Raw genomic sequence first — 22,398 nt, forward strand, 5'->3', positions numbered from 1 at the left:
GGATCGGGGCCGGGGTTCGGGTCCGCGCCGGGGTCGTCGTCGGCCGCGGTCGGGAACTCGTGCCCGGGCTCCAGCCACCCGACGGTGAGGAGTTCCACCCCCGCCGGCACGGTCTCCGGCAGGTAGTCGTACGGCGCCAGGTCGGGGTAGTACGTCATGCCGGAATGGTGCCCTCCCGGAACGCCCACCGACCAGAAGCCGCGACCGCCGCCATCGCTGTGATGATGAACGCCGGCAGCAGCAGATACGCGGTGTGGATGCCGACCCGGTCGGAGAGGAAGCCGAGCGCGAACGGCGCGGTCGCGACCGCGATCCCGCCGCCGAACATGTTCACCGCCCCGGCCAGCTCCGCCTGCCCGTCGGCCATCTCGATCCCGCGTGCCGCCAACAGCGGGTACTGCACCGACACCCCGAGCCCGGCCACCGCCAGCCCGCCGAACATCACGACCGGGTTCGCGGTCGCCCAGAACAGCGCGAAGCCCACGAGGTTGGTCCCGAACGCGGCGAAGATCAGCCGGTCGATCGGCACCCGGAGCGCCAGCCGCCCGCCGACCGTGCGGCCGACGGCCATACCGGCGACGACGGCGGTGACTCCGGTCGCGGCGACACCGGCGGACAGGTGCGCACGGTCGCGGAGCAGGGTCGCGCACCAGAGGGTGAGGCAGAACTCGATGGCGCCGGCGCAGACGCCTGCGAGTTGGTTGATCCAGAAGCGGCGCGAGAGATCGCGGAAGGTGGCCGAGCGAACGGGTTGGTCGCTCGGGAGGCGCGGCGCGGGAACTGTTGCCCGTACAAGCAAAGTACTCGCTTCGGCTGCCTGAGCACGCACACCAAGTCGTTCGGTGCCACTATCGGCGAGATCCTGGGCACCGACCCGACGCGCGCCGCATTCGGCCGGTTCCCGCTCGTCCGAGCTGGACGATGCCTCGATTTCAGCGCTCGTGCCAGCCGTGTCGACCATGCCGAGCCCGTAGGCCTCGACCGCCTCGCCGACCGCCACCGGTTCGGCCTCGGCCGTCGCCCACGCCGGCTCGCGTACCCGCCCGAGCGCCACGTACAGCAGCCCGATCAGCGGTACGACCGACAGCAGCGCCGTGCGCCAGCCGATGCCCGCCGCGGCCGCTCCGCCCACCGCGAGCGGTGCCGCGATGCCCACGAAGGCGGCGACCGCGTTCGCCTCGGTGATCGCGGCCGGGCCGGTCTCCGGGCCGTGCGCGCGCGACAGTGCCGCCGGCACGGCTATGCACAGGAGCGAGCCGAAGACTCCACAGATCGCGGCCGCCGGAAGCGTTACCGACAACGCCGGGACGGCGCAGAACAGCCCCACCGACAGCGACAGGCCGACCAGGCCCCACCACAGCGCGGGGCGTGAGCCGCCCAGGCGGCGGATGTACCAGGGTGCGCTGAGGCTGCCGGCGGTGACTCCGACGGCGTAGCAGGTGCTGTGCAGCCCGGCCACCCCTGCGGAGAGGTGGAGGTCGTCCTTGAGCAGGTCGATCGAGGGGCTGAAGGCGTAGAGGAAGAAGGCGAAGGCGCCGAGTTGCAGATAGAGCAAGCGGGTCCAGCTGTCGTGCCGGACCCGCAGGACGGGCTCAGTGGAAGTGGCGCTCACATGTCACGCATCGCTGGTCAGCTTTCATCGACGGGCTCTTCCTCTTGCACAACCTCGGCCGGCACGACTTCGGCTTGCACAACCTCAGCAGTGGCAACGGTGTCGGCCTCAACGGCGGTCTCGGTGTCAGCCTCGGTGTCGGACTCGGCGGCGTCCAGGACGGTCGCGGCAGGCGCGTCATCCGCGTCGGCCACCTCCACCGCCACCTGCACCGCCTCCGCGGCCGCCGCAGCGGCCTGCGACGCCTCGCCGGCCGGACGCACCACGCGCTCGCCGAACGTCACGGTGTCGTACCGGTACTCGTCGACCACCGGCTCCGACGTCGGGTACGTCACCGGCACCACGGCGGCCTCCGAATGCGCGCCGCAGCCGAAGTCCAGGGACACCACGCGACCGTCGCTCGGGGAGATCTCGTTCGTGCACACGCCGAAGCCCTGGCCGAGCATCCCGGCCAGCGGCGCCAGGAAGCCGCAGCCCGAGCAGCGGGCCGGGGCGGCCTGCGCCATCGGCGAGTGCGGGCCGAACTCGCCCTCGTGCCAGCGCTCGGCGGCCTCCTCGCGGCCCTCGCGGGACAGCACGCGCGGCCGGCCGAGACCGATCTGGTAGGCGATCAGCGGCAGGGAGTCGCGGGTGATCTCGCGGTAGAGCTCGGGCCGCTCCTCGTCCTCGCCGGTGTAGGCCGGGACCAGGCGGGCGTCGTCCTCGGCGATCGGCAGCAGGTCGCCGGGCCCCAGGTCGCCGGGGCGCAGGCGCTCGCTCCACGGCACCCACTCCGGCGCCAGCACCGATTCGGCGCCGGCGACGAGCACCGTCTCATCGAGCGTGACGAACTTCGTGCGCGGCGCGCGGGTCAGCGTCACGGCCCAGTTCCAGCCGTGGTACCCCCGCTCCTTGCACTCGAACAGGTGGGTGACCACGCGGTCCCCCTCGGCGAGCATGCCGACGTGCCGGCCCACCTCGCCGATCCCGGCGACGTCCTCGGCCGCGGCCAGGGCCAGGTCGACCGCGTCGGCGCAGACCTGGTCGAGGACCGGCTGGCGTCCGCGCGGCCGGCTGTCTGCGGAGCGGGCTGGGGTGGCGGTCGCGGCGTTCACGCCTCGATTCTCCCCTATCCGGAGGTGTTCGTGTGACAGCGGTTCGGCTGACGGTGCATCGCGGCCGGTCCACACCGGTCCACAAGGGCCGCCAATTGAATCACCGGCTCCCCACGTTCACTTTTTCCGGGCAGGATAGGGGCGTGGCCAAGGATCAGACGCCGAATCGGGACGGCGAGGAGCGGACGCGGGTTTTCGACGCCCCGGAGGCGACCCGGCCGTTGATCCCGCAGCCCCCGCCGCTGCCGCCGAAACGCCCCCGGGACGCCCGGGACCCCGGCGGTCGGACGCAGAACGGCGGCGGCGCGGCGACCGATCCCGCGCTCGCCGACACGCTGCCCGCCGGGGATTCCTCAGCGGCCGCGGCGACCGCGGCGGCCTCTGCCGCGCGCGGCGGCGGCCACCACGACCCGGTACCGACCCGCATCATGGCCGCCCAGCACCCGGACGACGTCCCGATCGCCGCCATCGACCTGGCCGCGACCCTGCCGGAACTGGCCGAGGTCGCCCCGGACCTGTCGGCGGCCGACATAGAGATGCTCACCCCGGTCCAGCCGGAGTCCGACGCCGCGCGCATCCTGCGCCGGGTCGGCGAGGGCACCGAGGCCACCGGCCGCGCCATGGGCAAGGTCGGCGGGGTCCTCGGGCGCCGCATCCGGCGGTACACCGAGTCCGGCGGGGCCCGGGAGTCCGGGCTGTCCGGGCTGATCGAGCTGCACGCCGTGAACACCGCCGGCGACCTGCTGATCACGCTGGCGCTGGCGCAGTCGGTGTTCTTCGGGGTGCAGCCGGGGCAGGCGCGCGGCAAGGTCGCGCTGTACCTGGTGATCACCATGGTGCCGTTCGTGCTGCTGGCGCCGGTGATCGGCCCGCTGCTGGACCGCTTCGGGCACGGCCGGCGCATCGCGATGGCGCTGACCATGGCCGCCCGGCTGGTGCTGGCGCTGATCATGGCCCGCACCGTGAGCGGCAGCGCCAACCTGGCGCTCTACCCGGCCGCGTTCGGCTGCCTGGCGGCGTCCAAGGCCTACGGCGTGACCCGCAGCGCGGTGATCCCCCGGCTGGTCCCGCACGGCAGCACGCTGATCAAGGCGAACTCGCGCACCTCGATGGCCAGCATCATCGCCACCTTCGTCTTCGCCCCGGTCGGCGGCCTGCTGCTGAAGCTCGGCCACGCCGGACTCTGCCTGATCGGCGCGGCGCTGGTCTTCGCGTTCGGCGCGTACCTGGCGCTGCGGCTGCCCTCCCACGTGGACTCCGCCGCGGGCGAGCAGAAGGCGCAGCTGAAGAAGAGGGACCGGAACATGGACCCCCGCCTGGAGGAGACCATGCCGAACCTGCGGCTGCGCTCGGTGGGCCCGGCGGTGGTGCTGGCGCTGCGCGCCAACGCGGCCTTCCGCTGCTTCTCCGGCTTCCTGACCATCTTCATGGCGTTCCTGGTCCGCTACCACCCGCTGGCCGGCTACAAGGACCTGGTCGCGATCGGCATGATCGCCGGGGCCGCGGCCGTCGGCAACGCCGTGGGCACCTCGCTGGGCTCGATGCTGAAGGCCAGGGCCCCGGAGGGCGTGATCTCCGCGATGCTGGCGCTCACCACCGGGGCGGTCCTGGCCTGCGCCTTCTATTACAACCTGATCACGGTACTCACCGTAGCGGCGGTCGCGGCCATGAGCGCTGCGCTGGCCAAACTGTCCCTGGACGCCCTTTTGCAGCGCGACACCCTCGAACGTGTGCGCACGTCGGCCTTCGCCCGGTCTGAGACACTGTTGCAGCTGGCCTGGGTGGTCGGCGGCGGCCTGGGGATCGCGATGTCGTTCCCGGGCAACGGCAACGGGACCTTCGCGTTCATCGTGGCCGCCATCGCATTGCTGGCGGTCTGCGTGGTGACTTTGAAGGCGTTGTCGGATCTGCGTTTCGTGGCACCGAACCCCGCGCAAAGTCTCGGAGTCTGAAGGCTCAAGGACATCGGGGATGGGGAGCCGGATGCCGGGTACGTTTCCGGCGTGCGGCGAAGCGAATACGTAAGCCATCCGCGGGACGACGGGGAGTGACCGAATGTACGAGTTCTTGCTGGCGACAGCCGTCGGCGCCGAGCGTGACGCACTTCAGCGGCACGCCGACGGCCTGACGGTGATAGTCACCGGCGCGGGCCCCGCGGCCGCGGCCACCGGCGCGGCCTGGGTCCTGGCCTCGGAGCCCTACAAACTGGCGGTCTCAGTCGGCATCGGCGGCGGCTTCGCCCCGCGCGCGCCGATCGGCTCGGTGGTGGTCTCCACCCGCGTGGTCGCGGCCGACCTCGGCGCCGACTCCCCGGAGGGCTTCCTGCCGATCGAGGAGCTGGGCTTCGCCCCGCGCGTGGAGCAGCCGGACGAGGCCTGGGCGGCCCGGATCGGCACCGCGCTGAGCACCGCCGGCCTGAACGTGGTCACCGGCGCCGTGCTGACCGTGACCACGGTCACCGGCACCGCCGAGCGCACCGCGGAGCTGCTGGCCCGGCACCCGGACGCGGCCGCGGAGGGTATGGAGGGCTTCGGCGTGGCGAGCGCGGCGACGATGGCCGAGCTGCCCTTCGTGGAGATCCGCGCGATCTCCAACGTGGTCGGGCCCCGGGACCGGGAATCGTGGCGGATCGGTGAAGCCCTGGACGTCCTGGCGACCGTCGGGCAGACCCTGGCCGCCCTTCAGGCGCCGGGCGTCGCATAATCAGCCATATGTCTGACGCCGCGACCGTCCTGCCCGACCAGCTGTCCATCGCCTACTCGCCGTGCCCCAACGACACCTTCGTCTTCCACGCGCTGACCCACGGCCTGCTGCCCGGCGCCCCGGTCTTCGACGTGACCTTCGCCGACATCGACGTCACGAACTACTGGGTCCAGGAGGCGGACGCCCCGGACGTCCTGAAGATCTCCTACCCGGCCCTCCCCCTGGTCGCCGACCGCTACGAGCTGCTGCACTGCGGCGGCGCGCTGGGTCGGGGCTGCGGCCCGCTGGTGCTGTCCCAGGGCGCGGTTTCTGCCGAGGCGCTGGCCGGCGGCGTGGTGGCGGTGCCGAGCCTGCTGTCCACCGCTTACCGGCTGTTCGAGCTGTGGGCGGAGAAGAACGTCCCGGGTGGTATGGAGATCAAGGTCCTGCCGTTCCACGAGATCATGCCGGCCGTCGCGGCCGGCGAGGTGGCCGCCGGACTGGTGATCCACGAGGCCCGCTTCACCTACCAGAACTTCGGCCTGACCTGCCACGCCGACCTCGGCGAGTGGTGGGAGTCGGAGACCGGCCTGCCGATCCCGCTGGGCGCGATCGTGGCCCGCAAGGACCTCGGCGCCGAGGCGCTGGCCGAGCTCAGCGGCCTGATCCGGGACTCGGTGGAGTACGCCTGGGCCGACCCGAAGGCCTCGCACGAGTACGTGATGGAGCACGCGCAGGAGATGGACCCGGAGGTCGCGCAGCAGCACATCGGGCTGTACGTCAACGAGTTCACCCGGGACCTCGGCGCGGACGGGCTGGCGGCGGTCGAGGCGTTGCTCGCGAAGTAGCCGAGCGAGAAAGCCGAGAAAGCCGAGGTCCCGGCGGGTTCTGCCGGGACCTCGGCCAACAATACTGAAAACTCAGTACGCCCGCCCGAACAGCACGCGCTTGCCGTACGCCGACGGCGCGTCGCAGCGCACGCAGGTGCCGGACTCGGCCGGCGCCTCCAGCGGGATGCAGCGCGGTGTGGCGGCGGTCTCGGCCTTGATGTCCTCCTCGCACTCGCGGCGTCCGCAGTGCAGGGCGCGGGCCCAGCCGGTGGCGACGGCGGCGGTGAACTCGTCCCAGGTGTCCACGGTGAGCGTGTGCGCGTCGCGGAAGGCGGTCGCGCGCTCGAGCAGGTACTCCTGGAAGTCGTCGAGGGTGTCCAGCAGCACCTCCGGGGCGGTGTCGAGGGAGATCGCGACCTTCCCCTCGTCGCCGAGCCGCTTGGCCAGCAGCGCGGTCCCGGCCGCGAGGTCGCGCGGGCCGATCTCCAGCCGGAGCGGGACGCCGCGCATCTCCCACTCGTTGAACTTGAAGCCCGGGGACACCTGCGGGCGGTCGTCGACGTGGACGCGGATCCCGGCGTCCTTCAGCCGCGCGGCCAGCTCGCGGACCGCGTCCAGCACGGTCTCGGCCTGGTCGCCGCGCGCGATCGGGACGACCACCACCTGGTACGGCGCCAGCTTCGGCGGCAGGACCAGGCCCTTGTCGTCGCCGTGGGTCATGATCGTGGCGCCGATCATGCGCGTCGTCATGCCCCAGGAAGTGGTGTGGCAGAGCTGGAGCTGACCGGTGTCGTCGGAGAACTGGATGCCGAAGGGCTTGGCGAAGTTCGTGCCCAGATAGTGCGAGGTGCCGTTCTGCAGCGCCTTGCCGTCGCGCATCATGCCCTCGACGGTGAAGGTCTTCACCGCGCCGGCGAACCGCTCGCCGGGCGTCTTCTCGCCGGGGACGACCGGGATCGCCGCCAGGTCGCGGCAGACGTGCTCGTAGACGTCGAGCATCTGCAGCGTCTCGGCCATGGCCTCGGCCTCGTCGGCGTGCGCGGTGTGGCCCTCCTGCCACAGGAACTCGGTGGTGCGCAGGAACAGGCGGGGGCGCAGCTCCCAGCGGACGACGTTCGCCCACTGGTTCAGCAGCAGCGGCAGGTCCCGGTAGGACGAGATCCACTTGGCCATCATCTCGCCGATGACGGTCTCCGAGGTCGGCCGCACGACCAGCGGCTCCTCCAGCTCCTTGCCGCCGGCGTGGGTGACGACCGCGAGCTCCGGCGAGAAGCCCTCGACGTGCTCGGCCTCACGCTTCAGATAGGACTCCGGGATGAACAGCGGGAAGTAGGCGTTCTCGTGCCCGGTGTCCTTGATGCGCCGGTCGAGGTCGGCCTGCAGCAGCTCCCACACCCGGTAGCCGTACGGTCGGATCACCATGGTGCCCTTGGCCGGGCCGCGCTCGACCAGCTGGGCTTTGGTGACCACCTCGTTGTACCAGGAGGAGAAGTCCTCGCTCTGCGGGGTGACCCCGCGCTCGTCACGTGCCATGACGGAACGCTACCGAGCCGGCACCGGATCGGGCGATGAGTTTAGACGTGGCGGGTCGTCTGTATCACCGACAGCGCCACCGACAGCGACCGGCGAGACCACCAGGAGACCACCATGACCGCCACCTACACCTTCGACGTCTTCTCCAGCCTCGACGGCTTCGGCGCCGCCGACGGCGACTGGACCGGTTACTGGGGCAAGCAGGGCCCGGAGCTGCTGGAGCACCGCCTCGGCCTGTACAGCGAGGAGCAGCGGATGGTCTTCGGCGCCAACACGTACCGCATGTTCGTGGGGTTCCTGGCGCAGGCCGCGGACGACGCCGACGTCCGCGACCCGTGGGTCACCCGGATGATCGACACGCCGGCGACCGTGGTGTCCTCCACCCTGACCGGGCCGCTGGACTGGCCGGACGCGACCCTCGAACGCGGCAACGCCATCGACGTCGTGGCCCGCCTCAAAGAAGAATCGAACGTCCCGCTGCGCTCGCACGGCAGCCTGGCGATGAACCGCGCACTGATGGCCGCCGGCCTGGTCGACCGGGTCCAGGTGACCATGTTCCCGGTGATCACCGGGCAGCACGGGCTGGACCCGATCTTCGCCGGGGCCGCCGACTTCGACCTCGACCTGTTGGAGACGCGGACGCTCGACGGCCGGATCCAGGAGCTGGTCTACCGGCCCACGGTGCACGGCTGAGACCCGCTGGGCTATCCCCCGGCCGCCAGATCCTCGGCCAGCGCCACGACAGCAGTCGACCCCGGCAGCGCCTGCCGTTGCACCGCGTACGGATGGAACGACGTCGCTCGGCGCGCCCGCGCGGTCGCGACCACCACCGGCGCGCCGCTGCCGTCCTCGTTCTCGGCCATCGGGGCGTAGCCGTTGGCGCGCAGGCCTTCGAGGAGTTCGGACGGCGGGAGCTCGGAGACCGCGACGCCGGGGGCGATGCGGCGCAGGCCCAGGCCGCCGGTGCGGCGGTCGGCGAGCATCTCGGTGAGCGCGGCGTCGTTGTCGGCGCGGACGTAGGAGATCGCGGCGCCGACGCGGATGCGGCCGTGGCGGCGGGCGACGTCGTCGACGAGGTAGGTCAGGGCCTGCGGGATCTCGTGGAGCGAGTGCTCGGCGAGGAAGGTGTGCAGGTCGTCGGCGGCGCGGCCGGCGTCGAAGGCGCGGCGGACCGAGGCGGTGGTGAAGCGGTAGACGGTCGCGGCGCCGGCCGACTCGACGTCCGCGATCAGCGCCATCTCGCGGGCCAGCTCGGGGGCCAGCGGGCCGGGGGCGATCGCGGTCAGGTCGCCCTGGATCAGCACGTGCCGCACCGGCTCGGGCAGGGCCGCGCCGAGCGCCGAGGCGAGCGCGTCGCGCGGCAGGCCGAGCAGCAGGGCCCGGCCGTGCGTGGACAGGATCCCGGCGCCGCCGCGCACCGGCGCGACCACGCCGAGCCAGACCGCCTCGCGCAGCGTCCAGTCCACCAGTTGCCGCACCGCCGGGCCGCTACGGCGCGGACGCTCCCAGAACAGCCGGTCCACGACCGCGTCCAGCGCGGTGGTGGCGCCCTTGGGCAGCCGGTCGAGCTCGCCGAGCAGGTCCCGGCGCAGCTCGGTCACGGCCCAGGAGGCGACCTCCGCGGACAGCGGCGCCACCTGCCGGTTCCGCTCGTCCGGCGCCCCGACCCGGCCCGCGGCCCGGTCCGAGACCAGCCACGCCGCCGCCAGCTCCGCCCAGCGCCGCTCCGGCGGCAGGTCCAGCCAGCGGTCGTAGGCCGGGGTCGGCAGCCAGAACCCGGAGGCCAGGTCGGCGGCCACCAGCCCGGCCGCGTAGGCCAGCTCGACCAGGAACGCCGCCTCCTCCTCGGGCACGTCGAGCAGCGCGGCGGTGCGCCGCAGGTCCCTGATGCCGGCGCCGCCGGAGCGCAGCACCCCGGGTGGACCGGCGGCCCAGGCGTCCAGCAGCTCCTCGACACGGCGCGGCACGGCGATGGCCGCGGCGCCCGCAGAGGCGTCGGCGTTCCGGGCGTCGTGCTGGGTGACGGCGACGGCCGGCGGCTCGGAGGCGAGGTCGTGGTGCAGGCCGCTGCCGAAGACGTGGCGGCGGAGGAAGAACGCGATCTCGCGGGGCAGGACGACGGTGTCCTCGGTCCAGCGGCCGAGGATGCCGCGCGCCAGGAGCCATTCGAGGGGGGATTCGGAGGAATCAGCGGATACGGCGGATTCGGCGGTGTCAGAGGCCTGCGCCGGCGCGGCGTCGTAGTGACCGCGGGAGTCGGCGGCCGCCCCGATCCGGCCGAACGGCGGCCCCCAGACCAGCTTCTCCAGCACCGCCTCCACCCCGACCGGCGCGGCGTCGAGCACGGCGCGCATCCGCGGCGCGTCGGCGGCCAGCGCCGAGATCGCACCGACCGCGCTGACCGGATCCGGGGTCGCGGGCAGGCCGAGCCGGCGCAGGAACTCCTGCATCCCGGCCGGAGACGAGTTGTTCAGCGCGGAGGCCAGCGGCGGGCCGAGCCCGACCGGGTTCTCCCCCAACGCCTCGCGCGCGTTGACCAACGGCCGCAGCCCCTCGTCGGGCCCCCACAGCAACGCCGTATCGCGCAGCAGGGCGACGGCTTCGGTGACGGCGCCGTCCTCCGGCACCCCCAGCAAGGCCGCCGTGGACCCGGCGGTCACCGGCTCCGGGGAGACCGCGAGCGCTTGGAGCACTTGCAAAGTGAATGCATCAAGTCGGTCCATCGCCAGCGCCACGGACGCCCGCTGCGACGCCCGCTCGGCCAACGCCGCGATCGAAACCGGCGGCGGCACCGCCAGATCCGGCCGCACCGCGAGCAGATTCGCCAGCCGCTCGACGGGCCAGGACCGCAGCTCGTCGGCCAGTGAGCGGCGGCGCGGCGCCGAGCCGTTCGCCCGCCCTCCGGAGGCAGGAGTGTCCGAACCCTGAGACACTTCGCGGCCCGCCGGCCCCGCTTCGGCGCGCGTCATCGCCCGCGCACCTGCGGTGCCGGGTGACGCGGAATGGCCGGGGTGTTCGGTGGGCATCAAAGACAACGGTAGTCGAGTCCCGACGATCACAGCGCCCGCATACGATACGGATGCGGGTGCCACAGGCACCACATCCGACGTACGGTGCCTCAACAGAAACAGGGGGAACGCAGCGGTGACGGCCGAGACCGACCAGGAGATGTTCCGGTACCTGGCCGAGCTGTCCACGCTGGCGGAGGGCCGCATGTCGCCCACGTCGCGCAGCCAGCTCGTCTCCCGCACCCGTGCTGAGATCGAGTCACGGGTCTCCTCACGCAAGGCGACGCGCACGGCCGACGTGCGCCAGATCCTGCTGGGCATGGGCCGCCCCGAGGCCCTGGTGATGGCCGAGGCGAACAAGGACCCGCTCTACGCCGCGCGCGAACGCCAGCGGCGCGGCGGCGGCAACAACTCGTACGGCTCGGCCTCCGTCTTCTCCCCCGAGGTCGACCCGGCCGTGGCCCGGCTGGTCACCCCGGAGACGCTGACCAACCCGCCGCCCGGCGGCTTCGGCGCCTCGGGCTCCGACGGCGACGCGCTGCCGGGCCCGGAGGTCCCCGCCGAGCCGGACCCGTTCAACGCCGGCAGCCACGACTGGTACTACAGCGGCGAGCCGGAGGAAGGGGGCGGGGGCGGAGGCGGCGCCAGCGGCCCGCAGATCCCGATCGAGAGCGGCAGCAGCTTCACGCCGACCCCGGGACCGGCCCCCGCACGGCCGCCGGCGCCGATCGGCGCCGGGCCGATGGTGCGGCGCACGGCGCACAGCCACACGCAGGCACTGGCCGCGGTCACCATCCTGTGCCTCGGCGCGATCGTCAACGCGATCGCCATGTCGCCGTACACGATCGCCATAGTGGTGATCGGCTATCTGCTCGCGATGACGTCGTACTCGTTCACGCCCGGCGAGAAGCGGTTCGCGCTCATCGGCGTGCCGCTCACCGCGTTCGTGTTCTATGCCTTCGGGTTGTTCCTGGCGCGCGGCCGCTCCACGGGGCACACGACGCCACTGGACAACAGCGCGACGTGGCAGGCGGCGAAGGACGGCTTCACAGCGGTGCCGACGATGCTGGGCCTGCTCGCCGCGCTCTACCTGTTGTGGCGGCTGTTCAAGACGGTCGCTAGGTCGGGCTGACGCCGGCCCGGCCCCGGTAGTGCGCCGGGGAGACCTCGCCGCGCAGGCAGGCGAACGCGACGTCGGCGGCCGAACCGCGGTCCAGGCGGCCGTGGTACGTGCCGTCCGGCAGGCACACCATGTTCGCCGCGAACTGGTCGCCGCCCAAGTGCGTGGTCTCCCAGGCGGGCAGTCCCCGCGCGGCCAGTTCCCGGGCGACCGGGGCGCCGTAGCGGGCACAGCACACGTCGCGCTTCCCGTGGGTGCACACAAGCAGGACGCGTTCCCGCAGCGGCACGCCGAATCCGGGCGGGCCGCCCTCGGCCAGGGCCGCCAGATCCAGCTTCTCGACGTCGCAGAGGTCGGCGGTGAGGCGCCGCTCCAGCCAGCGCGCGCCGACCGGCCCGCCGGCGACGAAGACCACGCGCTCCCCGGTCACCGCACGGCCTTCGCGATCCGGGCGCCGGATCAGCTGCGGACGCACGGCGTAGGCCGACGCGGCTGTCAGCACCTCCGCGACACCCGCGGGCAGGTCCGACGGCCAGCCGAAGGCCGGCCACGGTCCCGGGTGCTCCACCGCGAGCCACGCCTTCGCCTGCGGCGGCGCGGTGTCCCGCAGCGGCTCGCGCGCCGCCCGGCACAGCGCGGCACAGCCACCGGGAGCGGAATCGCAGACGGACACGGGCGGGTCTTTCCGGGCGGGGCGGACAAGCACGGTCAGGGTAGCCTCACCTTACCCTCGGCACACGTGGTCCTACCCTCCGTGCCCTCCCCGCTCGCCCAAACCGGTGACCTGGTGCGGCGCGACCTGCGGCGGCACGACCTGCGGCGGCGCCGCCCGAAGGGGTCTCTACCCGAAGGCGTCGTTCAGCACGCGCCGGAGCACGCCGCCGACCGCCAGGTAGACGATGGTCGCGAGCCCGTAGTTCAGGAACACGTTCAACTTCGGGCTCTTGGGGGTGAACAGGTCCTTGAACCAGGTCGCGAAGAAGCCGGCCCAGTCCGAGTCGGTCCGGACGATGTCGTTCTGACCGTTGGCGCCGATCAGGACGAACACGATGTACCCGACCAGGATGATCGCGATGACGGTGACGGCCACGAAGACCAGGTCTCCGGCCGCCCGCTTGCCTCCTGTTCCTGCCATGGGTCCCCGTTGCCCGCCGGGCGACGGCGAAAACGTGTTCGGCGATACTCTGTTCGCATGATCGCGACCCCTTTGACCGTGGGCTTCGACCTTGACATGACCCTGATCGACTCGCGGCCGGGCATCCACGCGACGATGACCGAGCTGTCCCGGCGCACCGGCGTGCCCATCGACGCCGACGCCGCGGTCACCCGGCTCGGGCCGCCGCTGGAGGAGGAGCTGGTGCGCTGGTTCCCGGAGGACCGGATCGCCGCGGCCGGGGACGAGTACCGGAAGCTGTATCCGGAGTTCGCGATCACGCCGACGCCCGCACTGCCCGGCGCGGCCGAGGCGTACGCGGCGATCCGGGAGCGCGGCGGCCGGGTCATGGTCGTCACCGCGAAATACGGGCCCAACGCGGCGCTGCACCTGGAACACCTCGGCCTGATCCCGGACGTCCTCGTCGGCTGGCACTGGGGCCCGAAGAAGGGCGAGGCCCTGCGCGAGCACGGCGCGACGGTCTACGTGGGCGACCACATCGGCGACATCCTCGGCGCGCGGGCCGCCGGCGCGGTCGCGGTCTCGGTGGCCACCGGGCCGGTCAGCGCCGCCGACCTGGCCGCCGCCGGAGCCGACACCGTGCTCCCCGACCTGCGTGGTTTCCCCGCGTGGCTCGACGGGTATCTGGCCGCCTGATCCGTATCACCCATGAGAATCTGTATCGCCCATGAGAATCCGTATTCGCCCATGAGAATCGGCATGGTCTCCGGGCCCGGCAGCCCCGTCCCGAGCTGCCCCGGAGTTCCCGGTCGGGCCCTGGGATAACCCTGCCCAAGGCGGGTGTTTCCTGGTTACGCTTACCCCGCAAGAGTGAATCACCGACGACAGCAGACGCGAGGGTCCCACCGTGCCTACCGGCAAGATCAAGTGGTACGACACCGAAAAGGGTTTCGGCTTCATCACCCGCGACGACGGGCCCGACGTGTTCATGCACTCCTCCGCTCTGCCAATGGGCGTCGCGGAGCTCAAGAGCGGCCAGCGGGTCGAGTTCGGGGTGGCCGCCGGCAAGCGCGGCGACACCGCGATAGGCGTGAAGCTGCTGGAGACCCGGCCGAGCGTGGAGGCCGCGGTCGCGGCCCGCGACCGCAAGCCGGCCGAGGACATGGTGGTCATCGTCGAGGACGTGATGAAGCTGCTCGACGGCATGTCCGAGACCTTCCGCCGGGGCAAGTACCCGGACAAGGCCACCTCGCGCAAGCTCGCCGGGGTGCTGCGCGCGGTCGCGGACCAGCTGGAGAGCTGAGCAGGGGCATCGGACCGGACCGGACCGGGTCGGATCGGGTCGCATAGCGGACCGGGCCGGACGGAGCCGTGCTGTCCCGTGTCGTGGCTTGTCGTGCGGTGCCGTGTCGTGTCGTGTCGTGCCGCGCCGTGCCGTGCCGTGCCGTGCCGTGCCGAAGCAGGCCACCACATCGTGAACGGCTATGCCGCGTCCGCCGACCTGCTCGCATAATCACAGCATGAGCGCTGATCGGAACATAGCCCGGGTAACCGCCACAGCAGCCGTCCACGCGGGGCGAACCGTCACGAACCCGACCCCGCCGATCGACCTGTCGGCGACCTACTACCTGCCCGGCGTCGACGCCGGCGGCGAGAGCTACGACTCGCTCGTCGCCGGCGGCCCGCCGACCGCCGAGGGCGGCCTGGTCTACCAGCGGATGTGGAACCCGACCACGGCCGGCTTCGAGCGCGCGCTGGCCGAGTTGGAGGGCCTGCCCGAGGCGGTGTCCTTCGCCAGCGGCATGGCCGCGATCACCGCGTGCTTGCTCGCCGCGACCGCCACCGCGGCGGCCGACGGCAAGCGGCACGTCGTGGCCCTGCGCCCGATCTACGGCGGCACCGACGGCCTGCTCTCCAAGGGCACCCTGGGCACCGAGGTGACCTGGGTCGACGGCCCCGGCGACATCGCCCCGGCGATCGCCGCGCGCCCGGACACCGCGCTGGTCGTGGTGGAGACCCCGGCGAACCCGACCGCGCGCCTGCTCGACCTCGACGCGGTCGCCGCGGCCTGCGGGGACGTGCCGTACCTGGTGGACTCGACCTTCGCCACGCCGGTCCTGCAGCAGCCGGCCCGGCACGGCGCGACGCTCGTCGTGCACAGCGCGACGAAGTACCTCGGCGGGCACTGCGACGTCCTCGGCGGCGTGGTGGCCACGACCCCGGAGTGGGCCGCGCGGCTGCGGGACATCCGGATCCAGACCGGCGGCCTGCTGCACCCGATCGCCGGCTACCTGCTGCACCGGGGCCTGCAGACGCTGCCGCTGCGCGTGAAGCGCTCCTCGGAGACGGCGGGGACGGTCGCCACCTGGCTGGCCGCGCACCCGGCCGTGGAACGCGTCCACTACCCCGGGCTCCCCGGCGGCGACCCGGACGGCCTGATCGGCCCGGACAAGCAGATGCTGCTGCCCGGCGCGATGCTCTCGTTCGAGATGCGCGGCGGCTACGACGCGGCGGCGACGGTCGCCGAGAACGTGAAGCTGATCCTGCACGCGGCCTCGCTCGGCGGCGCCGAGTCGCTGATCACGCACCCCGCCTCGCTGAGCCACCGGCACGTCGCCCCGGACGCGCGGCCGGACGCCGGGCTGCTGCGGTTCTCGGTGGGCCTGGAGGACGCCGAGGACCTCATCGAAGACCTCGAAGCCGCGTTCGCGAAAATCTAGGAACGGCATCCGCGGGGATCTGGACGTGGCCTTCGCGAAGACCTGGAGCGCAGGCCACATCACCCGTTTCCCCGTCCCGCATGCACCGCCGCGGCCCCCGGTGGATAAAGGCTGCATGGACCCGCTGGAGCTGACGCGCCTGGACTTGCTCATGCGCGGCAACCCGCTCGTACAGCGGCATCCGCAGTTGGCGTGAGCGGCGTCGAGGCAGGTGTGGAAGCAGGTGTAGAAACAAAGTCCTTCCAGGTGATAGGTCTTCGAGCGTGTTCGACAGCAAGCTCTTCCTCGAGGCGTACATCACCCTGTTCGTCATCATGGACCCGCCGGGGACCCTGCCGATCTTCCTGGCGCTGACCAACGGCCGCAGCAAGGCCCAGCGCACCAAGGCCGCGTGGCAGGCGGCGCTGGTCGCGTTCTGCGTGATCTGCGTCTTCGCGCTGTTCGGCCAGCAGATCCTGGACTACCTCGGGGTGACGCTGCCGGCGCTGCAGGGCTCCGGCGGCCTGCTGCTCCTGCTGATCGCGCTGGAGCTGCTGACCGGCCGCAGCGAGGAGCCCTCGCACTCCAACGAGGCGGTGAACGTGGCGCTGGTGCCGCTGGGCACGCCGCTGCTCGCCGGGCCCGGCGCGATCGTCGCGGTGATGGTGTTCGCCAAGCGCACCGACCACCACTGGTCCGGCGTGCTCGCGGTCGGCGCGGCGATCGTGGCGATCCACATCACGCTCTGGCTCACCATGCGCTTCTCGGTCCAGGTGATCCGGGTGATCAAGGACTCCGGCGTGACGCTGGTGACGCGGATCGCCGGTCTGCTGCTGTCGGCGATCGCCGTGCAGATGGTCGCGGACGCGGTGCGCGCGTTCGTCAAGGCCGGGTGACCTAGGATTTTTCCGTGACCTTCGGACAGCAGTTCCTCGACCAGATCGACGCCTCGGCCCAGGACTTCACCTTCCCGTTCCTGGACCACGGGTTCTACTCGGCGATCGACGTCCGCCTGCACGTCTACCGCGACGGCAAGCACTGGGCGGTCCTCATCGAGACGGTGGGCTTCAACCCGAAGGCGCGCAGCGTCACCGACGCCCTGACGAGTTACGGAGTGCGCGCCGGCAGCCAGCTGAACCGCGTGGAGAACATCGAGGCGCTGATGGACGCCGACGAGAACTACCTCGGCGGCGTCCCGATCCGCGTGCGCGGCGAGGATCTGGCGGTGGACGCGCCGGCCGGCGAGTACTTCGCCGAGGTGGTGCGCGAACTCGTGCCCGAGCACCGCGACCTGCTGCTGGCCGACGAGGCCGAGCTGCGCGCCCTGATCCCGCCGGACCTGCCCGAGATCCTGCGCCTGGAGGCCTGGCACCACCCCGACCTGCTGGTCGAGCGCCCGAGCCGGGAGGAGACGTTCCAGCTGATCGCCAAGGTGCTGGACTCCGGGAACCCGCACGACTACCGGCCGACGCAGGCGCCGAACACGCACTGGTCGAACTGGCCGGAGTCGGGGAACGCCTAGACCCGGACCGGTTCGGCGGCGGTCGGTGCCGGCCGACCGCGGAACGAGATGCCAAAACGGCCGGACCGCGAGCGTCCCGCAGCCGGCCGTGAAATCCCGTATCCCCTTACGGATGCTGCCCGATCGGCACCGACACCGACCCGCCGAGCGGGCACGTCCACAGCGGGGCCCGCTGCCCGCGGGTGGCCATCATCGGATGCGCGTGGCTCGGCAGGCACGGCGGCCACTCGATGACCCGGCCGCCGATCGACAGATTGCCCTGCACCAGACGCTGCGTCTGCGCGGCCAGATAGAGCGTGCGCGAGGCCGTGTCCAGCACGGACGCGCCGAGAGTCAGCCGCCCCACCTTCACGCCGGACACGATCAGCACGGCCGTGGCGCCCGCCGCCGGCTCGCCCGGGTTCGGGTCCTCCGTCAACTGGCAGTCCAGACCCGCGGCACGCAGATCATGGGCCACCGGCTCGAAGGCCTCCAACAGGGACACGTCCACGCTTCCAGCGTAAGCGCCGAATCAGCAAATGCACAGACCCTATGCACGTGCAAAACAGACCCTTGTTTCGACCGGTCGCCCGCCGGACCCCGTCCGAGCCGGATACGCGGTCAGTGCACTGTTTCGGTCATGTCAGGGTCGGAATACCCCCGGGTGATCGCATCGTCACCGGACGTCTGGCGGACCTACGTTGTAGCGAATCAACAGCTCGGCAAATCGCGTGATGTCATCGTCTCCCCAGTCTTCCAACCGCTCGGCGACGGCGGCGTGCCGGCTCTCGGTCACCTGCGCCAGGCGGCGAATCCGGCCCGGCGGAACCGGAACGGACAGCGACCCCAGCGACCCCAGCAGCCCCAGCAGCAGGCGACGCAGACGGCCTCGGTCCGCCACGTCCTGGTGCACCTGATCACCCCGCTCCTGATGTGCGTCGGGATGGGGCTGGCCTACATGAGCGCGTTCATGGTCCCGTCCCCGACCCCGCCACGCCGCAGCTGTTCATCGCCGAGGGCGACAGCGACTCCTCGGCCACCGTCGCCACCAAGGTCTTCACCACGGTCGCCGCCGTCGAGGACAAGCCGCTGACCCTCACCGACGTCGCCCCGACCACCGCCGACGACCCGGCCGACTCAGGGCCCTTCTTCCTGATGATCGCCGTGAGCATCGGCTCCTACGGCGCGGTCGCCGCGATCGGCGCCGACGCGGCCGGCTGGTCGTTGAAGCGCAAGACCGTCCTGGCCCTGGGCACCGCGACGGCGGTCAGCGCGATCGGCGCGGCGCTGGCCGGCCCGGTCTTCCACCTCGCGCACCACAGCCTGGCCGGGGTGTGGGGCCTGACCTGGCTCTACTCAGCCTCGATCCTGTTGATCGGCATGGGGCTGCACCCCTTCCTGAAACGGTGGACCACGCTGGTGATGATGGTGCTGTTCGTGATGCTGAACTTCACAAGCTCCGGCGGACTGTTCCAGAGGAGCTGGAAGAGCTCGTCGCAGTCTGAACCGCCACCCTCCATTTCATTAACGCTGACCGGCCATATCAGCCGGTCAGCGTTACTCGTTTAATCGGTGAACGATCCGTGAGATCTTGACCGGATGGACGCGTCCGAGATCTCGATCATTCCCAAGCCGCTGCACATCCAGGCCGGATCCGACCGGCTCACGTTCGACTCCACGGTCGTCGTGAACGTCTCCGTCGGCCACGCCGAACTCGGCCCCGAGGGCTACCAGCTGACCGTGGACGACAACGGCGTCACGTTCCTGGCCGGCACCCAGACCGGGGTCTTCTACGCCGAGAAGACCCTGCGGCAGCTCCTGCCCCCGGCGTCGCTGCGCACCGACTCCGGCGACAAGCCCTGGCCCCTGCCCCACGTGCAGATCACCGACGCCCCGCGCTTCCGGTGGCGCGGCGCGATGCTGGACGTGGCCCGGCACTTCCTGCCCAAGCGCGAGGTGCTGCGCTTCCTGGACCTGATGGCGCTGCACAAGCTGAACGTCCTGCACTTCCACCTGACCGAGGACCAGGGCTGGCGCATCGAGATCAAGCAGTACCCGAAGCTCACCGAGGTCGGCGGCTGGCGCCGGGAGACGGTCGGCGACGGCCGGCCGCACGGCGGCTTCTACACCCAGGACGACATCCGCGAGATCGTCGCCTACGCCGCCGAGCGGCACATCACGGTGGTCCCGGAGATCGACCTCCCCGGACACTCCACGGCCGCCATCGCCGCCTACCCCGAGCTGGGCAACCAGGACGTGCCGAGCGCGCAGGAGCCGCGCGAGGTGTGGACGGAGTTCGGCATCGCCAAGACGGTGCTGAACGTCGAGGACGCGACCGTCGAGTTCTACAAGACCGTCCTGGACGAGGTCTGCGAGCTGTTCCCGGGCGAGTTCGTCTGCCTCGGCGGCGACGAGTGCCCGAAGGACGAGTGGAAGGCCAGCGCGCGGGCCCAGGCCCGCAAGGCCGAGCTGGGGCTGGCCACCGAGGAGGACCTGCAGGCCTGGTTCATGAACCAGCTCGGCGCGCACGTCTCGGCCAAGGGCCGCAAGCTGCTGGGCTGGGACGAGATCCTGGAGGGCGAGCTGTTCCCGGGCACGGTCGTGTCCGCCTGGCGCAGCACCGAGTACGCGGTCGAGGCGGCCCGGCGCGGCCACGACACCCTGACCAGTCCGACCAAGTGGGTCTACTTCGACTACCGCCAGTCCGACGCGGACGGCGAGCCCGGCGCCCCCTGGGCCGCGCCGACGACGCTGGAGCAGGCGTACAGCTTCGAGCCGGTCCCCGCGGACCTGCCCGAGGAGCTGGCGGGCCACGTCATCGGCTCCGAAGCCACGCTGTGGAGCGAGTACATGCCGGACTCCCGGATCCACGACTACCAGTCCTGGCCGCGCCTGGCGGCTTTCTGCGAGACGGTCTGGTCCGCACCGGACCGCGACTTCGCCGAGTTCCTGCCGCGCCTGACGAAGCACCTGGAGCGCCTGGACGCGCTGGGGGTGGAGTACCGGCCGCTGGACGGCCCGCACCCGTGGCAGAAGCAGCCGGCGCCGCGCTGGCGGGAGGCCCCGGACGCAGCGGAGTAGCCGTTCGCCGCAATAGATCTCCTCGGTCCGCTCCGGCGCACCGGGGAGATCTGCTTCTCCCTACTCTCCCTTACTTCGGTCAGCGAACACAGCGGACAACCCGCCCGCGGTCACCGTGGTCACCGGAACCGGCCGCGATGAGCGACACTAGAAGGATGCCCGTCGCCCGACCCAAGCGCCGCGCCCGGAGGTATGCGTGACCTGCCTGATCGTCCAGTCCGACAAAACTCTCCTGCTCGAGGTCGACCACCCCCAGGCCGAGGAGTGCCGCCGCGACATCGCCCCGTTCGCCGAACTGGAGCGTTCCCCGGAGCACATCCACACCTACCGCATCACCCCGCTGGCCCTGTGGAACGCGCGCGCCGCGGGCCACGACGCCGAGCAGGTCATCGACGCACTGCTGCGGCACACCCGCTACCCGGTGCCGCACTCCCTGCTGGTCGACATCGCCGACACCATGGACCGCTACGGCCGCCTCCGGCTGCTCCAGCACCCGACGCACGGCCTGGTCCTGGAGACCACCGACGTCCCGGTCCTGGAGGAAGTGGTCCGGCACAAGAAGGTCCAGCCGCTGATCGGCGCGCGCCTGGACGAGCACACCATCAGGGTCCACCCCTCCGAGCGCGGCACCCTCAAGCAGGTGCTGCTGAAGGTCGGCTGGCCCGCCGAGGACCTCGCGGGCTACGTGGACGGCGAACACCACGACATCGCCCTGCGCGAGGAGGGCTGGACCCTCCGCCCGTACCAGAAGGAGGCCGCCGAAGGCTTCCGCCACGGCGGCTCCGGCGTGATCGTCCTCCCCTGCGGCGCCGGCAAGACGATCGTCGGCGCGGCCGCCATGGCCGGCGTCGAGGCGACGACGCTGATCCTGGTGACCAACACGGTCAGCGTCCACCAGTGGCGCAAGGAACTACTGAAGCGCACCACCCTCACCGAGGACGAGATCGGCGAGTACTCCGGAGCCCGCAAAGAGATCCGCCCGGTCACCATCGCCACCTACCAGGTCCTCACCCGCAAGACGAAGGGCGTCTACGCCAACCTGGAACTCTTCGATGCCCGGGACTGGGGCCTGATCGTCTACGACGAGGTCCACCTCCTCCCGGCCCCGGTCTTCCGCTTCACCGCCGACATCCAGTCCCGCCGCCGCCTCGGCCTCACCGCCACCCTCGTCCGCGAGGACGGCCTGGAAGGCGAGGTCTTCTCCCTGATCGGCCCCAAGCGCTTCGACGCCCCCTGGAAGGACATCGAAGCCCAGGGCTACATCGCCCCGGCGGACTGCGTGGAAGTCCGGGTCACCCTGGCCGACCACGAACGCCTGCGCTACGCCAGCTCCGAACAGGAGGAGAAGTACCGCATCGCCGCAACCACCGCGACCAAATCAAAGCTCGTCGAAGCCCTGGTGAAGAAGCACGCGGGCGAGCCGACCCTGGTCATCGGCCAGTACCTGGAGCAACTGGACGACCTCGGCCAACGCCTCAACGCCCCGGTCCTGAAGGGCACCACCCCGGTGAAGGAGCGCGAACGCCTCTACGAGGGCTTCCGCACCGGCGAGATCCCCACCCTGGTGGTGTCAAAGGTCGCGAACTTCTCGGTCGACCTCCCCGAGGCCAGCGTCGCGATCCAGGTCTCCGGCACCTTCGGCTCCCGCCAGGAGGAGGCCCAGCGCCTCGGCCGCGTCCTACGCCCCAAGGCCGACGGCCGCGGCGCCCGGTTCTACGCGGTGGTATCCCGCGACACCGTGGACCAGGAGTACGCGGCGCACCGCCAGCGCTTCCTGGCCGAGCAGGGCTACGCCTACCGGATCGCCGATGCGGACGATGTGTTCGCCGGTAAGGAGATTTAGAGGATTCGGCCTCACGCGGCGCCACTGACATCCAGCTGGTTGATCAGTGGCGCCGGCTGGTGACGTGCCAGCCTGACTGGCGATGTCGCTGGTTGGGTCCGACCGGACCATGCGGGGTGTTGGTTCTGGGTCCCTCGCCGCGTCAGCGGGCGCAGCCAACCTGCCCGGTTTGGCGGTGTCAAGCCGGACGGAGCCGGACCACAGCAGCAGCGATGCGGCTTGATTCCGCCAAACCGGGCAGGTTCCGTTTACGGCGATGACGCGGCGAGGGACCCAGAACC

At 71.6% G+C, this 22,398-nt stretch carries 22 protein-coding genes and 1 pseudogene; 14 read left to right on the top strand and 9 right to left on the bottom strand.

The features are described 5' to 3' along the window. The 3 genes from GWK61_RS61710 to GWK61_RS36930 form a co-directional block, all read right to left on the bottom strand. The coding region (locus GWK61_RS61710; RefSeq protein WP_499703330.1) for a DUF7919 family protein at positions 1 to 158 on the bottom strand (158 nt) is incomplete at its 3' end. Continuing rightward, entirely contained in the window at positions 155 to 1,612 is a 1,458-nt protein-coding gene (locus GWK61_RS36925; protein ID WP_194916348.1) for an MFS transporter, read from the bottom strand. The genes GWK61_RS36925 and GWK61_RS61710, both read right to left, overlap by 4 nt. Positions 1,613 to 1,629: 17 nt before the next feature. Then, positions 1,630 to 2,706 (bottom strand): DUF3027 domain-containing protein, encoded by a 1,077-nt coding sequence (locus GWK61_RS36930; RefSeq protein ID WP_323747920.1) that lies wholly within the window; start codon positions 2,704 to 2,706, stop codon positions 1,630 to 1,632. A 143-nt stretch (positions 2,707 to 2,849) separates the two neighbouring features. Here GWK61_RS36930 and GWK61_RS36935 point away from each other — a divergent pair, with 143 nt between their 5' ends. From GWK61_RS36935 to GWK61_RS36945, 3 genes are all read left to right on the top strand, one after another. Further along, the gene (locus tag GWK61_RS36935; RefSeq protein ID WP_323747921.1) at positions 2,850 to 4,658 is read left to right on the top strand and encodes an MFS transporter; all 1,809 of its coding nucleotides are present in this window, start codon (positions 2,850 to 2,852) and stop codon (positions 4,656 to 4,658) included. 103 nt (positions 4,659 to 4,761) lie between these two features. Further along, the gene (locus GWK61_RS36940; protein ID WP_194916349.1) at positions 4,762 to 5,409 is read left to right on the top strand and encodes a futalosine hydrolase; all 648 of its coding nucleotides are present in this window, start codon (positions 4,762 to 4,764) and stop codon (positions 5,407 to 5,409) included. An 8-nt stretch (positions 5,410 to 5,417) separates the two neighbouring features. Then, positions 5,418 to 6,236, top strand: a complete 819-nt coding sequence (locus GWK61_RS36945) for a 1,4-dihydroxy-6-naphtoate synthase (protein ID WP_194916350.1) — start codon at positions 5,418 to 5,420, stop codon at positions 6,234 to 6,236. A gap of 72 nt (positions 6,237 to 6,308) precedes the next feature. Here the strand turns inward: GWK61_RS36945 and proS are convergent, their stop codons facing one another. Further along, complete coding sequence (gene proS, locus GWK61_RS36950; protein ID WP_194916351.1) at positions 6,309 to 7,751, bottom strand: proline--tRNA ligase; 1,443 nt, start codon at positions 7,749 to 7,751, stop codon at positions 6,309 to 6,311. Positions 7,752 to 7,865: 114 nt separating this feature from the next. Here proS and GWK61_RS36955 point away from each other — a divergent pair, with 114 nt between their 5' ends. Then, positions 7,866 to 8,444: a dihydrofolate reductase family protein gene (locus GWK61_RS36955; protein WP_194916352.1), complete on the top strand. Its 579-nt coding sequence runs from the start codon at positions 7,866 to 7,868 to the stop codon at positions 8,442 to 8,444. 11 nt (positions 8,445 to 8,455) lie between these two features. Here the strand turns inward: GWK61_RS36955 and GWK61_RS36960 are convergent, their stop codons facing one another. After that, entirely contained in the window at positions 8,456 to 10,720 is a 2,265-nt protein-coding gene (locus GWK61_RS36960) for a helicase-associated domain-containing protein (RefSeq protein ID WP_194916353.1), read from the bottom strand. 175 nt (positions 10,721 to 10,895) lie between these two features. On the opposite strand from GWK61_RS36960, the gene GWK61_RS36965 reads away from it, so the two are divergent. After that, positions 10,896 to 11,891 (top strand): UbiA prenyltransferase family protein, encoded by a 996-nt coding sequence (locus GWK61_RS36965; RefSeq protein WP_194916354.1) that lies wholly within the window; start codon positions 10,896 to 10,898, stop codon positions 11,889 to 11,891. On the opposite strand, the gene GWK61_RS60015 is transcribed toward GWK61_RS36965, so the two are convergent. Continuing rightward, complete coding sequence (locus tag GWK61_RS60015; RefSeq protein WP_194916355.1) at positions 11,878 to 12,552, bottom strand: ferredoxin family protein; 675 nt, start codon at positions 12,550 to 12,552, stop codon at positions 11,878 to 11,880. The two genes, GWK61_RS36965 and GWK61_RS60015, sit on opposite strands and share 14 nt — an antisense overlap. A gap of 168 nt (positions 12,553 to 12,720) precedes the next feature. Next, the gene (locus GWK61_RS36975) at positions 12,721 to 13,014 is read right to left on the bottom strand and encodes a hypothetical protein (protein WP_194916356.1); all 294 of its coding nucleotides are present in this window, start codon (positions 13,012 to 13,014) and stop codon (positions 12,721 to 12,723) included. Between the two features lie 57 nt (positions 13,015 to 13,071). Here GWK61_RS36975 and GWK61_RS36980 point away from each other — a divergent pair, with 57 nt between their 5' ends. The 6 genes from GWK61_RS36980 to GWK61_RS37005 all read left to right on the top strand — a co-directional run bounded on the left by GWK61_RS36980 (position 13,072) and on the right by GWK61_RS37005 (position 17,214). After that, positions 13,072 to 13,689 carry an HAD family hydrolase gene (locus GWK61_RS36980; RefSeq protein ID WP_194916357.1) on the top strand — a complete coding sequence of 206 codons (618 nt, stop codon included), beginning with the start codon at positions 13,072 to 13,074 and terminating at the stop codon, positions 13,687 to 13,689. A gap of 211 nt (positions 13,690 to 13,900) precedes the next feature. Further along, positions 13,901 to 14,296 carry a cold-shock protein gene (locus GWK61_RS61025; RefSeq protein ID WP_194916358.1) on the top strand — a complete coding sequence of 132 codons (396 nt, stop codon included), beginning with the start codon at positions 13,901 to 13,903 and terminating at the stop codon, positions 14,294 to 14,296. A gap of 217 nt (positions 14,297 to 14,513) precedes the next feature. Next, on the top strand, positions 14,514 to 15,713 hold the full coding sequence (locus GWK61_RS36990; RefSeq protein ID WP_194916359.1) for a trans-sulfuration enzyme family protein: 1,200 nt from the start codon (positions 14,514 to 14,516) through the stop codon (positions 15,711 to 15,713). A 25-nt stretch (positions 15,714 to 15,738) separates the two neighbouring features. Further along, the gene (locus GWK61_RS36995) at positions 15,739 to 15,909 is read left to right on the top strand and encodes a hypothetical protein (RefSeq protein WP_194916360.1); all 171 of its coding nucleotides are present in this window, start codon (positions 15,739 to 15,741) and stop codon (positions 15,907 to 15,909) included. Between the two features lie 67 nt (positions 15,910 to 15,976). Beyond that, positions 15,977 to 16,588, top strand: a complete 612-nt coding sequence (locus tag GWK61_RS37000; protein WP_194916361.1) for a MarC family protein — start codon at positions 15,977 to 15,979, stop codon at positions 16,586 to 16,588. 14 nt (positions 16,589 to 16,602) lie between these two features. Beyond that, positions 16,603 to 17,214, top strand: a complete 612-nt coding sequence (locus GWK61_RS37005; protein WP_194916362.1) for a DUF7003 family protein — start codon at positions 16,603 to 16,605, stop codon at positions 17,212 to 17,214. 106 nt (positions 17,215 to 17,320) lie between these two features. Here the strand turns inward: GWK61_RS37005 and GWK61_RS37010 are convergent, their stop codons facing one another. Both GWK61_RS37010 and GWK61_RS37015 read right to left on the bottom strand, forming a co-directional pair. Then, positions 17,321 to 17,704, bottom strand: a complete 384-nt coding sequence (locus GWK61_RS37010; protein WP_194916363.1) for a hypothetical protein — start codon at positions 17,702 to 17,704, stop codon at positions 17,321 to 17,323. 165 nt (positions 17,705 to 17,869) lie between these two features. Beyond that, the gene (locus GWK61_RS37015; RefSeq protein ID WP_194916364.1) at positions 17,870 to 18,106 is read right to left on the bottom strand and encodes a hypothetical protein; all 237 of its coding nucleotides are present in this window, start codon (positions 18,104 to 18,106) and stop codon (positions 17,870 to 17,872) included. 18 nt (positions 18,107 to 18,124) lie between these two features. Here GWK61_RS37015 and GWK61_RS37020 point away from each other — a divergent pair. The 3 genes and pseudogenes from GWK61_RS37020 to GWK61_RS37030 form a co-directional block, all read left to right on the top strand. Beyond that, positions 18,125 to 18,669: pseudogene (locus tag GWK61_RS37020) on the top strand (hypothetical protein); the annotation flags it as partial. Between the two features lie 123 nt (positions 18,670 to 18,792). Next, positions 18,793 to 20,274, top strand: coding sequence for a beta-N-acetylhexosaminidase (locus GWK61_RS37025; protein WP_194916366.1), 1,482 nt, complete (start codon positions 18,793 to 18,795; stop codon positions 20,272 to 20,274). Positions 20,275 to 20,470: 196 nt separating this feature from the next. After that, complete coding sequence (locus GWK61_RS37030; RefSeq protein WP_194916367.1) at positions 20,471 to 22,117, top strand: DNA repair helicase XPB; 1,647 nt, start codon at positions 20,471 to 20,473, stop codon at positions 22,115 to 22,117. The last annotated feature ends 281 nt before the right edge of the window (positions 22,118 to 22,398 follow it).

Origin of the sequence: Catenulispora rubra (genome assembly GCF_015356825.1) — a bacterium.
GTDB classification, from domain to species: domain Bacteria; phylum Actinomycetota; class Actinomycetes; order Streptomycetales; family Catenulisporaceae; genus Catenulispora; species Catenulispora rubra.

What these genes read in the sequence shown, in the direction of transcription:
- GWK61_RS36940 (WP_194916349.1), top strand. Translation starts at nt 4,762, where the DNA reads ATGTACGAGTTCTTGCTGGCGACAGCCGTCGGCGCCGAGCGTGACGCA.
- GWK61_RS36945 (WP_194916350.1), top strand. Translation starts at nt 5,418, where the DNA reads ATGTCTGACGCCGCGACCGTCCTGCCCGACCAGCTGTCCATCGCCTAC.
- proS (WP_194916351.1), bottom strand. Translation starts at nt 7,751, where the DNA reads ATGGCACGTGACGAGCGCGGGGTCACCCCGCAGAGCGAGGACTTCTCC.
- GWK61_RS36955 (WP_194916352.1), top strand. Translation starts at nt 7,866, where the DNA reads ATGACCGCCACCTACACCTTCGACGTCTTCTCCAGCCTCGACGGCTTC.
- GWK61_RS36960 (WP_194916353.1), bottom strand. Translation starts at nt 10,720, where the DNA reads ATGACGCGCGCCGAAGCGGGGCCGGCGGGCCGCGAAGTGTCTCAGGGT.
- GWK61_RS36975 (WP_194916356.1), bottom strand. Translation starts at nt 13,014, where the DNA reads ATGGCAGGAACAGGAGGCAAGCGGGCGGCCGGAGACCTGGTCTTCGTG.
- GWK61_RS36980 (WP_194916357.1), top strand. Translation starts at nt 13,072, where the DNA reads ATGATCGCGACCCCTTTGACCGTGGGCTTCGACCTTGACATGACCCTG.
- GWK61_RS36990 (WP_194916359.1), top strand. Translation starts at nt 14,514, where the DNA reads ATGAGCGCTGATCGGAACATAGCCCGGGTAACCGCCACAGCAGCCGTC.
- GWK61_RS37025 (WP_194916366.1), top strand. Translation starts at nt 18,793, where the DNA reads ATGGACGCGTCCGAGATCTCGATCATTCCCAAGCCGCTGCACATCCAG.